Below are 12,018 nucleotides of genomic sequence, written 5' to 3'. Positions count from 1 at the left end.
TGCCCCGGTCGCGCTGCCGGGGCACCCCGGGCACCGCCGGGCCGGGCACGAGCGGCGGTCCGGCGGCGGGCCGCCCCTGCACGGGAAGCCGGGCGCCGGGCACCTCGAGCCGGGCCACCCGGTCGTCGGCCCGCCCGATCAGCCAGTCCCGGCTGGGCACGACCAGCCCCGCCGGGGTGAAGGCGATCCTGCGCAGCTCGGCGTGGCTGCCGGAGTCCTTGCGCCACAGTCCGCCGACGATGTCCACGGCCTCCTCCGGCGTGGCGGCGAACTCCAGCCCCGCGTACACCGGCGCGCATGCGTCCAGGCCCAGGTCCTGGGCGGTCACGCGGCGGCCCAGGCGCCGGGTGAAGACCTCCGCGATGAGGGCGGGCGTGGTGCCCCGCGGCTGCTGGCCGCGCAGCCAGCGGGTGACCGACGTCTTGTCGTATCTCAGGTCAAGCCCGTGTTCGAGGCCGAGCTGGTCCACTCGACGGGCCAGACCCGCGTTGGAGAACCCCGCTTCTGCGATGAGCGCGGCGAGCTGGCGGTTGGGGGTGCGCGGCGCGGGTCGTTCCGTCATCTGCGGTGCGGTCTCCTGCCTTTCGGGCGTCCACGCGGCCGCGTGGACGCCCGGATTACCTGTGAGCAGCCTTTAGAGCCTGTCGTCAAACTCCCGCCCGCCCTCCGGGCGGACGACAGGAATTCGACGACAGGCTCTTGGCCCCATGAACGGCGCGAATGTAGCGGAGAGTGAGCAGCCGACCGCGGAATTCGCCCACCATTCATCCGATCGTGTGAGGATTTCCCGCGAGGCTGACGCCAGCCGGCCGGACGTACAGTGGCGTGGGCACGCTTCGTGCCCGACGACCGTCCAGGGAGGCGCTTGCCGTGAGTGGGTTGCGGTTCATCCGCATGGGATTCGGTACCGAGGCCGTGGACTACCAAACGGCCTGGGACGAGCAGCGCCGGGTGCACGCCGCCCGGTTCGCGGACGAGATCCCCGACACCGTGCTGCTCCTGGAACACCCGCCGGTCTACACGGCCGGCCGGCGCACCGAGGACAGCGAGCGCCCGCTCGACGGCACGCCCGTGATCGACGTGGACCGCGGCGGCAAGATCACCTGGCACGGCCCCGGCCAGCTGGTCGGCTACCCGATCCAGAAGCTGCCCCGCCCGGTGGACGTGGTGGCCCACGTACGACGCCTGGAGGAGGCCCTGATCCGCACCTGCGCGGAGTTCGGCCTGGAGACCACCCGGATCGAGGGCCGCAGCGGGGTGTGGGTCCTCGGCGACCCGATCGAGCAGCGGGCGTCGCTGGGCGGGCTGTCGCTGGACTTCGATCCGCGGCTGAACGACGCCGAGTTCGACCCCCGGCTCAAGGGGCCCGAGTACGCCCCCTCCAACGCCGGGCAGCGCCGCGAGGACCGCAAGATCGCCGCGATCGGCATCCGGGTCGCCAAGGGCGTCACCATGCACGGCTTCGCCCTGAACGTGAACCCCGACAACAAGTGGTTCGACAAGATCATCCCCTGCGGAATCCGTGACGCGGGCGTCGCCTCCCTGGCGAGCGAGCTGGGCCGGGACGTCACGATCGAGGAGGCCCTGCCGGTCGTCGAGCGGCATCTGAGGGACGTACTGGAGAACGCGGAGCTGAAGCCGCGGGAGATCGGGAGGACGCCGGCACAAGCCGGCCTGTCCGGCGCCTGAGGACGAAGCCGTCGAGGACGGCAGCGGGGGTCCGGAGGCGCGGCCCCCAGGTACGGGAAGGGCGGGAAGGGTAGGGGCGGCGGGGACGGAAAACCCCCGGCGTACCCTGGGGGACACCGAAGAGTCAATCGCTAGGGAGCCGGTCGTGTCCGCAGTCGCACCCGACGGACGCAAGATGCTGCGCCTGGAGGTCCGCAACAGCCAGACCCCCATCGAGCGCAAGCCCGAGTGGATCAAGACCCGGGCGAAAATGGGTCCCGAATACACGAAGATGCAGAACCTCGTCAAGAGCGAGGGCCTGCACACGGTCTGCCAGGAAGCCGGCTGCCCGAACATCTACGAATGCTGGGAGGACCGCGAGGCCACCTTCCTCATCGGCGGCGACCAGTGCACCCGGCGCTGCGACTTCTGCCAGATCGACACCGGCAAGCCCGAGGCCCTGGACCGTGACGAGCCGCGCCGCGTCGGCGAGTCCGTGGTCACCATGGACCTGAACTACGCCACCATCACCGGCGTCGCCCGCGACGACCTGGAGGACGGCGGCGCCTGGCTGTACGCCGAGACCGTGCGCCAGATCCACCAGCAGACCGCGGACCGCGAGGACGGCCGCACGAAGGTCGAGCTGCTGGCCCCGGACTTCAACGCCGTCCCCGAGCAGCTGGCGGAGGTCTTCTCCTCCCGCCCCGAGGTCTTCGCGCACAACGTCGAGACGGTCCCCCGGATCTTCAAGCGCATCCGCCCCGGCTTCCGCTACGAGCGCTCCCTGAAGGTCCTCACCGAGGCCCGCGACTACGGCCTGGTGACCAAGTCCAACCTCATCCTCGGCATGGGCGAGACCCGCGAGGAGGTCAGCGAGGCGCTCAAGCAGCTGCACGACGCCGGCTGCGAGCTGGTCACCATCACCCAGTACCTGCGCCCGTCGGTGCGCCACCACCCCGTGGAGCGGTGGGTCAAGCCGCAGGAGTTCGTCGAGCTGAAGGAGGAAGCCGAGCAGATCGGCTTCTCGGGCGTGATGTCCGGCCCGCTGGTACGGTCCTCCTACCGCGCCGGGCGCCTGTACCGGATGGCCGTCGAGAAGCGGGGCGCCTACATCGCCGCCCAGGCGGTCTGACGACGGGTGACACCCCGTCACCGGCCTTACCCAGTAAGCGGGCGAGCAAGCGTGTGAAATCGGGCACAGGAAACTACTGCCCGGTAGTGGCCGATACGACGCGGTCCTGACCGTCTTCGCAGATGAGGGCGTCCGTCAGGGCCGCGTCACCCTTTCGGCCCACGGAGTCAGGGCTTCATCGGTGTTTGACCGGCCGGTCACGCCCTGGTAACACCAGTCAGTGACCCTGGACTCACGCCACGTACACCGACCGTCGCTCCGAGGGGGACCCCCACCATGCAGGCCGCGCCCGTTCGCGCCACCGCGATCCCGTCCTTCACCGACGCACTGCGTGCGGTCGAGTCCCTGCTCATGAGCAGCGGCCAGCGCACCGCCCGCCGCAACGCCTGGAACTCCGTCCTGGAGGACCGCCGCCGCGCCAGGGACCGCGTCGAGGCCCAGCGCGTCCTCGACCAGTTCCCCGCCGTCCGCCCCTGACCCCCCCCCCCCCCCCCCCCCCCCCCCCGCACGGCCCGTACGGGCACTGCCGTCGTCGGCCGCTTGTGGGGCCACGTAGACTTCGTGGCATGGCGAGGAAGGACAACGCAGCCGCGGCTGCCAACCCCGGGCGACTGAAGCAGATCGCTCTGACCTACAAGATGACCCGCAAGGCCGACAGCAGGATCGGTCTGGTGCTCGCGGGTGTCTTCATCATCACCTTCGGCGTCCTCCTCGGGATCGGTTTCGCGATCGGACATCCGATCTATCTCGGCATCCTGGGCCTGCTCCTCGCCTTCCTCGCGACGGCGATCGTCTTCGGGCGCCGGGCCGAGCGGGCCGCCTTCGGGCAGATGGAGGGCCAGCCGGGCGCCGCCGCGGCGGTCCTGGACAACGTCGGCCGCGGCTGGACGACCACCCCCGCGGTCGCCATGAACCGCAACCAGGACGTGGTGCACCGCGCGGTCGGCAAGGCCGGCATCGTGCTGGTCGCCGAGGGCAACCCGAACCGGGTGAAGACCCTGCTCGCCGCCGAGAAGAAGAAGATGAACCGCATCGTCGCGGACGTCCCGGTGCACGACGTGATCGTCGGCACCGGCGAGGGCCAGGTCCCGCTGAAGAAGCTGCGCACCACCATGCTGAAGTACCCGCGCGTGCTGACCGGCCCGCAGGTCACCACCACCAACGACCGGCTGCGCGCCCTGGGCGACCTGATGAGCAACATGCCTCTGCCGAAGGGGCCCATGCCCAAGGGCATGCGCATGCCACGGGGCGGCCCGAAGGCCCGCTGACCCCGCGCACACGACGCCTGCGACGGATGGGGGCGCCCGGACCACACTCCGGGCGCCCCCGTCCGTCGTAGGAACCGTCGTGGAACCTCAGATCCGCACCTCCACCGTGCCCGCCAGCCGGTCGTGCAGGCCACGGCCGTCGCGGTCCCAGATCAAGGCGGGGATCGCGAGGCACAGCAGCACCGTGCGCAGCGCGGCGCGCAGCGGCTGCACGCGGCCGGTGCCCAGGGCGAGGACCCGCAGGCCGAACAGGCGCTTGCCGGGCGTGGAGCCGATCGTGCCGACCGTGAGGACGCCGAGCAGCAGGAAGATGAGCAGCGCCCAGTTGCCGGTGGCCTGGTTGTAGCCGTGAGTGATCAGGCCGTACGCGATCAGCATGCACATCGCCCAGTCGACGACGAGGGCGCCGAGGCGCCGCCCCGGACGGGCGATCGAGCCCGGCCCTTCTTCCGGCAGTCCCAGCTGCTCCCCCGGGTAACCGAAGTCGGCACCGGCTTCCTCCATGGCCGCGCGCGGCCCCGACAGCCATGATCCCATTGCTCGCCTGTTGTCCACGCGTCCACCGTACTGCGACGCTGGAAGTGCGGGGGTCGGCGGGGTGTTCACAGCCGTGACCCGCACCCGGACCGGTTAACTTCTGCGAAACAAACGGGTCACGCCCGAGAAATCACCCGTCCCTAGGGTCGAGGCAGCGTGTGCCGCGCACTGGCCGCACCATCGATCTACCACCCCGGCGGGACGGTCGGGAGTAGGAGGAGCCGGATGTTCCAGAACGCCGACGAGGCCAAGAAGTTCATCGTGGACGAGGACGTCAAGTTCGTCGACGTCCGCTTCTGCGACCTGCCGGGCGTCATGCAGCACTTCACGGTGCCCGCCGAGTCGTTCGACCCCGACGAGGAGCTCGCCTTCGACGGATCCTCGATCCGCGGCTTCCAGGCCATCCACGAGTCCGACATGGCCCTGCTCGCCGATCTGTCCACCGCGCGCGTGGACCCGTTCCGCCGGGACAAGACCCTCAACATCAACTTCTTCATCCACGACCCGATCACGGGCGAGCAGTACTCCCGTGACCCGCGCAACGTGGCCAGGAAGGCCGAGGCGTACCTGGCCTCCACCGGGATCGCCGACACCGCGTACTTCGGTCCCGAGGCCGAGTTCTACGTCTTCGACTCCGTCCGCTTCCGGACCGCCGAGAACGAGTCGTTCTACCACATCGACTCCGAGGCCGGCGCCTGGAACACCGGCGCGCTGGAGGACAACCGCGGCTACAAGGTCCGCTACAAGGGCGGCTACTTCCCGGTCCCGCCGGTCGACCACTTCGCCGACCTGCGCGCCGAGATCTCCCTGGAGCTGGAGAAGAACGGTCTGAAGGTGGAGCGGCAGCACCACGAGGTGGGCACCGCCGGCCAGGCCGAGATCAACTACAGGTTCAACACGCTGCTCGCCGCCGCCGACGACCTGCAGCTGTTCAAGTACATCGTGAAGAACGTCGCCTGGCGCAACGGCAAGACGGCGACCTTCATGCCGAAACCGATCTTCGGCGACAACGGCTCGGGCATGCACGTGCACCAGTCGCTGTGGAGCAACGGCGAGCCGCTGTTCTACGACGAGGCTGGCTACGCGGGCCTGTCGGACACCGCCCGCTACTACATCGGCGGCATCCTCAAGCACGCCCCGGCGCTGCTGGCCTTCACCAACCCGACGGTGAACTCGTACCACCGCCTGGTGCCGGGCTTCGAGGCCCCGGTGAACCTGGTGTACTCGCAGCGCAACCGCTCCGCCGCGATGCGCATCCCGATCACCGGCTCCAACCCGAAGGCCAAGCGCGTGGAGTTCCGCGCCCCGGACGCCTCCGGCAACCCGTACCTGGCCTTCGCGTCGCTGATGCTCGCGGGCCTGGACGGCATCAAGAACAAGATCGAGCCGGCCGATCCGATCGACAAGGACCTGTACGAGCTGGCGCCCGAGGAGCACGCCAACGTCGCCCAGGTCCCGACCTCGCTGGAGGCCGTCCTCCAGGCTCTGGAGGAGGACCACGAGTTCCTGCTCCAGGGCGATGTGTTCACGCCCGACCTGATCGAGACGTGGGTCGACCTCAAGCGCACGAGCGAGATCGCCCCGCTGCAGCTGCGTCCGCACCCGCACGAATTCGAGCTGTACTTCGACGTCTGAGAAGCGGGGTCGGGCGACCTGGGCGGAAGTCCTGTAAACATGCTGTGACCTGCGGAAACTCTTCTCAGTAGTTCTCGCTGTCGCCGCCTGCTTTCCGGCCCCTTGTGCACCGGGTGTGCACCGCCCGGCCACTTCTCTGACTTCGCGTCAGAAACGCTGCGAGGGCCGCTACCCCATGGTCGGGGAAGCGGCCCTCGCCGGCTCGTCCGGGCTCTGTGTGCGGCAGCCTTCTTGGTCTCCTGGCAACGGGCCGGAGCGGTGTCCTGCGGACTGTGTGCGGACTGCTGTCCTGTCCGGGGTCGGACGTGGCTGATGCCGGACCGCTGGGGGCCGGGGCGCACCTCCGTTGACCCTGGTCAACCGCTCTCAAGGACACGCTGAGCGCAAGGACTGGCTCTGTCCCGGCGCGCCACTGGGCGCCGGGGACCAGGTTCCGAGGCAGGAAACTACCTGGTCATCCGCGGCCTTTCGGGCCAGCGAGCGGAGTACGGTGAAGACACCGGGAGTTCTTCGCGCACCGGCTCCGCTGCGGGTGCCGTTTCCGGTGATCGACAACGCCGGGCCGCCCTCACGAGCCCGGGGGCAGGTCCGCGCCATGACCGTGACCATCGACCGTACGGCATCGAGCAGGCGCGCGCCGTCGCTGCCGGCTCGCCTGTGCCTGACGCCCGCGCCGGGCGGGCTGGACGGCATGTGGTGGCCTCGCTCCCGTGCCCTCACCCGAGAGCTGCCACCCTTGACAGCCGCACTGGGCACCCTCTGGGGCCGCATCACGAGTGTCACGGTGAACCCGGACCACTGGCCCGTCATCCCGCGTTGGGTGTCCGTCGCTGGGCGCACCGTACATGTGGGCTGGTCCACTGAGGAGCAGGGTCCTCACAGGCTGACCCTTTTCTCCGCCGGTGGCCGCCGGAACATGCTGGTGATTCCGCCGGAAACCAGTGCGGATACCGCCGCACGGCTGATGGCCGGTGACGGCATCGATGCCCCGGGGCGGGAGGAGGCAGCAGACAGGATCGATGCCCGAAGTCGGGAAGAAGCGTGGGAGACCGACGGCGGGGCAGGTCCGCCGTCGTCCCTGCCCCGGCCCATCGGCTCGACAGGGCGTTCGCCCGCCGGCCAACGGAGGTGAGAGGACCATGACTGTCATCGCCGTGGCCGCGCTGCTCGTCCTGATCGCCGTCGGATTCGTACTGATCCACCGGCTCAATGCTCAGCACGACGAACGGATCGCTGCCTTCCACTACAGCGATGCTCTGCCGGGGATCGGCCGTCGGACCCGGAGGCACCGCCGGCCGGCGGTGGACGCGACCGCCCCGACACGCCCCACCGCGACAGCGACCGCGGATGACACCGGCTTCGGCCCGACCGGGGGCGGTAGGGGGCGGCGCGTCATGGCGATACTGCGCGAGCGGAAGATGCGCCGCGAGAAGATCATGCGGGCTCTGTACCAAGCCGCCGAGGGCAATCGCCTCCTGGGCGTCGACGGGGCGAAACTCCGCAACGACCTCGGCATCTCCGAGCAGGACCTGGCCGCTGCCTGTACGTATCTGGCGAGCGAGGGCCGGGTCGTCGTCGACTGGAGGAGGGGTGACACGCCCGCGATGATCACGCCAACGCACCAGGGGATCCGGCAGATGGAGGCGGAAGAGGAAGAACGTGGCTGAGCCGCGTCCACAGGGACAGTGCGGCCGCAGCGCGTGCGACCGGCATACGAAGGACGGGCGGACACCATGACCGAATCCGACACCCCCGGCACCGCCAGGTTGCTGCCGGACGCCGTCCACCAGTCGGTGAGACCCGGGACGGCCCTGCTGAGGCTGGAGACGACACACACGCGCGAGGGAATCCTGGACGGTGCCTGGTGGCCGCGGTCCCGGGACATCGGTGCCGAGCTCCCCTCGCTGATCACCGCGTTGACCGAGCATCTCGGACCTGTCACCCGCGTCGGTCTGGACGCCAGTGCCTGGGACGAACTGCCGACACGGCTGGTGATCGGCGGCCGAGTCGTGCACATCGACTCCTTCCCGGTCGGTGACGACACCGTCCTCATCACCCGAGGCGACCGGGACTATTTCTCTCTGCTGGTGGTCCCGCCGGACACGATGCCCGATGCGGCACGCGCCGCGATGGCCAGGGCCGTCCGGGCCGACAACGTCACCGGGGCCGAACAGATCCTCATCGACATCAACGCCGGCAGCGACACGTCGTCTCCGCCGAACTGACACCTCCGCGTCGCAAGCCGATCTCCGGAGGCCAGGACGCTAGATACGGGCGAACTTCTCGGTCTGCTCGGCGAACTCCTGGGCCATGACGCTGCTGACCGTGGGCTGGGTGTCGCGGATCGTGGCCAGGTAGTCGTCCGTGGTGGGCAGGGTCCGGGTTCCGGTGTCGAAGGTGCGCTCGAACTGGGCCTGGGAGACCGTACGTGCCACATGGGCGATGTCGGCGGGGGTGAACCCCTCGCTGGCGGACGCGAGTGCCGCGCTGTCGGCCTGGGCGTCCGCTCGGGCCAGGTAGCTCTTCCACAGTGCGGTCCTGGCGTTGTGGTCGGGAGGGCCGAGGGGCAGCACGTAGTCGAAGCGACCGTGCCGCAGGAAGGCCGGGTCGAGGGTGGTCACGTTGTTCGTGGCGCAGACGAGCAGCCGCCCCTCCTGGTTCCGGAACCGGACGATCGCCTTGAGCAGCTCGTTGACGACGCCGACCGCGGTCGCGTCCGCACCGCTGCGTGTTCCGGCGACCTCCTCGACCTCGTCGATGAAGACCAGGACGTGGTCGAGCTGGGCGATCTCGTCGAAGCGCCGGCTCAGCCCGCTCGCCAGCCCGTACTCGGCGGCCAGACGTGCGGGGAACAGTTCGAGGAAGGGCCAGCCCAGGCGGCCGGCGATCGCGTGCGCGAACGTGCTCTTTCCGGTCCCGGGCGGACCGAACAGCATCACCGCTCGCGGCAGTTCCACTCCGTGCTGGGCGGCCAGTTCGGGGTGGGCCAGTGGCAGGACCAGGCGGCGCTCGATGAGTTGCTTCTCCCTGTGCATGCCCGCGACCTTCTGCCACAGTCCCCCGGGCGGCAGCTCCGCCCCGAGCGAGGAGAGCATGCTGACCGCCTGCGGAGTCACCGGCCCGCGCTTCTCGAAGACGACCAGGCCCGAGCGGGCGCCGAAGCCGCAGTTGTGCAGAGCGGCGGCACCGGTCTCGCCCTCGGGCAGGACCGCGTGCACCGCGCGGACGCCACCGGCGAACAGCCGGTGCTCAAGGGCTGTGATGAGGGCACTGCCCAGCCCCTGTTGCCGCCAGGCAGGTGCCATGCAGATGCGCAGGATCCATGCCCGGTCGCCCTCAACTCTGCTCACCGCGGCGCCGATCACCACCTCGTCCGCCGTGGCCACCACCGCCGGGTGGAGGGCCTGGAGGGCCGCCACGGCGTCCGAGAGCGGGAAGAGAGGGGGCTCTTCGGCCGTGCTGCTCTCCACATCGACGCGGATCACCGCTTCGAGATCGTCCTGGGAGTAGTCCCTGACATGCCACCCCGTCATCATCAGCTCCGCGTGTTCGGCCGTACTTCCATCATCAGCCGATGCACGAAGGATGCGCGAGACAGGCGCCGACCGCGAGTCCGATCAGCCGGCGCCGCGCCACTCGATCAGCAGGAGCGTCGCGTCGTCCGTCGTGATCCCGCCCCGCGCCCGTTTGAGCGTGTGGGAGAGGGAACGGGCCACGGCCCGGATCTCGTACGTCGTACGTTCGATGCGGTCCACCCAGCCGATGAGCTGTTCCTCACCGAATTCCTCACCACCGACATCGCGTTCCTCGATCAACCCGTCGGTGAAGCACATGATCCGGTCTCCGGGGTCGAGGGCCAGTTCACTGATCCGGGGCTCGTGACCTCCGAAGCCGACAGGAAGTGTCGTCGGGCCGCGGAGCCTCCGGACGACACGGTGTCCACGGATCAGCAGGGGGGCGGGATGTCCCGCGTTGACCCACTGAAGACGGCCCGTCGCTGTGTCGAGCCGCATCATCTGAGCGGTCACGAAGTGGTCGGGGCCGAACTGCTCGGCGACGGCCCGGTCCATGAACGCGTAGATCTCCGCCAGGCCGACGCTGATCCGCCGGGCATGCCGGTAGGCACCGATGGCCACCGTGGCCATCGTGGCGGCGTCCAGGCCGTGGCCCATCGCGTCGATCATGGCCACATGCAGCACGTCTCCGTTGAGGGCGTAGTCGAAGCTGTCGCCGGCCACGTCGTAGGTGGGCTCCAGCATCCCGGCCAGCATGACCCGAGGCGTGGACATCGCCAGCGGCGGCAGCAGCGACCACTGGATCTCCGCCGCCACACTCATCGGTTCTCTGCGCCGGACCCGGAAGAACAGATCGGTGTAACCGTGCTTGGTCACCAGCATGTCGGCCACGAGAGCGGCGATCCTGCGCAGCAGCCGTCGGTCATCGTCGTCGATCCCGTCCAGAGTGACGGCCAGGATGCCCACCTGGTCGCCGCCGTCCAGCAGAGGCAGGTAGACCCGTACACCATTGGCCTGAGGCACCTCGACAGGGTGCGCCTCCTGGAAGGCGCGACCGGCATCGGAGCCGTCGATCGGCTGCGGTTCCCCCGCTGCCAGCCCGTCGCCCACCAGGGGCACGAGCCACACTTGACCGTAGTCCTGCAAGAAGACCGAGGTCTCGCGGCCACCGAGCCTGCACACTTGCTGCGCGACGAGCGGACCGAGCAGATGCGGCGGCAACTCGTGCCCCCGGTCCAGCAGAGCCCCCAGAAGCTCCTCACTGAACCCCTCCGACCGGTCCGTGCCTCCTCCACTGCCCTGCCGCTCACCGCCCGTCATCGCCGTGGCCACGATGGACGCTCTGATGGCTCCTCACGAAGAAACTGTGCACACGAACTCCCGACGCAGCCTGACCGACCGGAGCAGCGTGCAACTGCCGCCCGATCCAGTCGGGCCATTGCTCCCGTCCCGTCGCCACGACCGGGCCACCAACCCGCGGCCGTCGGCCCTGCTCTCGTCCGGCGAGAGCTGACACAACCTCTACCACGCCGACACCGCCTGCGCCCGGCACGGCGTCGACCGCGGTCAAATCGACCTCTCCGCCGCGTTCATCCGCCTCCTCGAACGCCTCGGCTGGGTCCACGACGTGCGTCGGCCGGCTTCGGCCCGCGTCGCCGCTCGCCGGACCTGACCCCGATCACCAGTAGTGGCGTCGACCGGCGACGGCGTGTCCCATCGCGCCGAGGACCCACAGGATGGCTCCGACGACCGCCAGGACGATCCCGATGGTCCACAGGATGGCTATCCCGGTGACGAAGCCGACGACGAGCAGAACGATGCCCAGGATGATCATGATCTCTCCCTTGGGGAGTAGTGCCGGTTCCCCTGTGAACTGGGAAAGATCGCAAGGGGCGGACACGGGAATGGTCGGTCTTTTCCTTACTCCGCGCGGTGTGGTTTGTGGCGGGCGACCTGTAGGCGGGCCTCGGTGGGCATGTCAGGGAAGCCGGTGGACCGATGGGCGGTTCGGAGCGGGCCTTCGCCAAGGGCATCGAGGGCGGCGCCGGGTGCCGCCTGAGGGGTGAGGGTGAGCCTGACGCGGGTGCGGGGGTGGGCAGGCCGGCCAGTGATGCGTACGGCCGCATGCTCAACCCCCGGCAGGACACCGGCTTCGGCGGCGATCGCGTCGCTGAGCGCGTGGTCGCGCAGTTCGACGCCTTCCTGCGGGGGTGTGCCGCCGACGGGCAGCGCTCCGGGGCGGCGCCGGCGCAGTTGGGCGAGC

General features: G+C 69.7%; 14 protein-coding genes and 1 pseudogene. 10 read left to right on the top strand and 5 right to left on the bottom strand.

Annotated elements, in window-relative coordinates:
• A partial coding sequence (locus tag DEP02_RS17045) for an NsdA family TPR-like regulatory protein (protein WP_500299425.1) occupies positions 1-562 on the bottom strand: 562 nt, incomplete at its 3' end.
• Between the two features lie 308 nt (positions 563-870).
• Here DEP02_RS17045 and lipB point away from each other — a divergent pair.
• From lipB to DEP02_RS17025, 4 genes are all read left to right on the top strand, one after another.
• Positions 871-1,689 (top strand): lipoyl(octanoyl) transferase LipB, encoded by an 819-nt coding sequence (gene lipB, locus DEP02_RS17040; RefSeq protein ID WP_112468263.1) that lies wholly within the window; start codon positions 871-873, stop codon positions 1,687-1,689.
• Positions 1,690-1,834: 145 nt separating this feature from the next.
• Positions 1,835-2,800 (top strand): lipoyl synthase, encoded by a 966-nt coding sequence (lipA, locus tag DEP02_RS17035; protein ID WP_112468261.1) that lies wholly within the window; start codon positions 1,835-1,837, stop codon positions 2,798-2,800.
• A 276-nt stretch (positions 2,801-3,076) separates the two neighbouring features.
• Positions 3,077-3,277 carry an SCO2195 family GlnR-regulated protein gene (locus tag DEP02_RS17030; RefSeq protein WP_112468259.1) on the top strand — a complete coding sequence of 67 codons (201 nt, stop codon included), beginning with the start codon at positions 3,077-3,079 and terminating at the stop codon, positions 3,275-3,277.
• A gap of 89 nt (positions 3,278-3,366) precedes the next feature.
• The gene (locus DEP02_RS17025; RefSeq protein WP_112468257.1) at positions 3,367-4,068 is read left to right on the top strand and encodes a DUF4191 domain-containing protein; all 702 of its coding nucleotides are present in this window, start codon (positions 3,367-3,369) and stop codon (positions 4,066-4,068) included.
• 87 nt (positions 4,069-4,155) lie between these two features.
• Here the strand turns inward: DEP02_RS17025 and DEP02_RS17020 are convergent, their stop codons facing one another.
• The gene (locus tag DEP02_RS17020; RefSeq protein WP_112468255.1) at positions 4,156-4,623 is read right to left on the bottom strand and encodes an RDD family protein; all 468 of its coding nucleotides are present in this window, start codon (positions 4,621-4,623) and stop codon (positions 4,156-4,158) included.
• Between the two features lie 207 nt (positions 4,624-4,830).
• On the opposite strand from DEP02_RS17020, the gene glnA reads away from it, so the two are divergent.
• The 4 genes from glnA (at position 4,831) to DEP02_RS17000 (ending at position 8,465) form a co-directional block, all read left to right on the top strand.
• Positions 4,831-6,240: a type I glutamate--ammonia ligase gene (glnA, locus tag DEP02_RS17015; protein WP_112468253.1), complete on the top strand. Its 1,410-nt coding sequence runs from the start codon at positions 4,831-4,833 to the stop codon at positions 6,238-6,240.
• 595 nt (positions 6,241-6,835) lie between these two features.
• Complete coding sequence (locus DEP02_RS34795; protein ID WP_112468251.1) at positions 6,836-7,372, top strand: DUF5994 family protein; 537 nt, start codon at positions 6,836-6,838, stop codon at positions 7,370-7,372.
• Between the two features lie 7 nt (positions 7,373-7,379).
• A complete protein-coding gene (locus tag DEP02_RS35860) occupies positions 7,380-7,907 on the top strand; it encodes a hypothetical protein (protein ID WP_438947769.1) in 528 nt (175 codons plus the stop codon).
• Positions 7,908-7,973: 66 nt separating this feature from the next.
• Entirely contained in the window at positions 7,974-8,465 is a 492-nt protein-coding gene (locus tag DEP02_RS17000) for a DUF5994 family protein (RefSeq protein WP_112468249.1), read from the top strand.
• Positions 8,466-8,504: 39 nt separating this feature from the next.
• On the opposite strand, the gene DEP02_RS16995 is transcribed toward DEP02_RS17000, so the two are convergent.
• Complete coding sequence (locus DEP02_RS16995; RefSeq protein ID WP_112468265.1) at positions 8,505-9,773, bottom strand: ATP-binding protein; 1,269 nt, start codon at positions 9,771-9,773, stop codon at positions 8,505-8,507.
• Between the two features lie 84 nt (positions 9,774-9,857).
• The gene (locus tag DEP02_RS16990) at positions 9,858-11,075 is read right to left on the bottom strand and encodes a PP2C family protein-serine/threonine phosphatase (RefSeq protein ID WP_112468247.1); all 1,218 of its coding nucleotides are present in this window, start codon (positions 11,073-11,075) and stop codon (positions 9,858-9,860) included.
• A gap of 127 nt (positions 11,076-11,202) precedes the next feature.
• Here DEP02_RS16990 and DEP02_RS34790 point away from each other — a divergent pair.
• Positions 11,203-11,427: pseudogene (locus tag DEP02_RS34790) on the top strand (acyl-CoA desaturase); the annotation flags it as partial.
• A 6-nt stretch (positions 11,428-11,433) separates the two neighbouring features.
• Here the strand turns inward: DEP02_RS34790 and DEP02_RS34050 are convergent.
• Positions 11,434-11,589 carry a DUF6131 family protein gene (locus tag DEP02_RS34050; RefSeq protein ID WP_146229133.1) on the bottom strand — a complete coding sequence of 52 codons (156 nt, stop codon included), beginning with the start codon at positions 11,587-11,589 and terminating at the stop codon, positions 11,434-11,436.
• 164 nt (positions 11,590-11,753) lie between these two features.
• Here DEP02_RS34050 and DEP02_RS33515 point away from each other — a divergent pair.
• Positions 11,754-12,018, top strand: a 265-nt coding sequence (locus DEP02_RS33515) for a hypothetical protein (RefSeq protein ID WP_157977471.1), incomplete at its 3' end; no start/stop codon positions are given.

This window comes from Streptomyces triticisoli (genome assembly GCF_003270085.1).
Classification (GTDB): domain Bacteria; phylum Actinomycetota; class Actinomycetes; order Streptomycetales; family Streptomycetaceae; genus Streptomyces; species Streptomyces triticisoli.
Note: the sequence above shows the minus strand (reverse complement) of the source record. Positions and strands in the feature narration are given on the sequence as shown.

What these genes read in the sequence shown, in the direction of transcription:
- DEP02_RS16995 (WP_112468265.1), bottom strand. Translation starts at nt 9,773, where the DNA reads ATGACGGGGTGGCATGTCAGGGACTACTCCCAGGACGATCTCGAAGCG.
- DEP02_RS17030 (WP_112468259.1), top strand. Translation starts at nt 3,077, where the DNA reads ATGCAGGCCGCGCCCGTTCGCGCCACCGCGATCCCGTCCTTCACCGAC.
- DEP02_RS17000 (WP_112468249.1), top strand. Translation starts at nt 7,974, where the DNA reads ATGACCGAATCCGACACCCCCGGCACCGCCAGGTTGCTGCCGGACGCC.
- glnA (WP_112468253.1), top strand. Translation starts at nt 4,831, where the DNA reads ATGTTCCAGAACGCCGACGAGGCCAAGAAGTTCATCGTGGACGAGGAC.
- DEP02_RS34795 (WP_112468251.1), top strand. Translation starts at nt 6,836, where the DNA reads ATGACCGTGACCATCGACCGTACGGCATCGAGCAGGCGCGCGCCGTCG.
- DEP02_RS35860 (WP_438947769.1), top strand. Translation starts at nt 7,380, where the DNA reads ATGACTGTCATCGCCGTGGCCGCGCTGCTCGTCCTGATCGCCGTCGGA.
- DEP02_RS17025 (WP_112468257.1), top strand. Translation starts at nt 3,367, where the DNA reads ATGGCGAGGAAGGACAACGCAGCCGCGGCTGCCAACCCCGGGCGACTG.
- DEP02_RS34050 (WP_146229133.1), bottom strand. Translation starts at nt 11,589, where the DNA reads ATGATCATCCTGGGCATCGTTCTGCTCGTCGTCGGCTTCGTCACCGGG.
- DEP02_RS16990 (WP_112468247.1), bottom strand. Translation starts at nt 11,075, where the DNA reads ATGACGGGCGGTGAGCGGCAGGGCAGTGGAGGAGGCACGGACCGGTCG.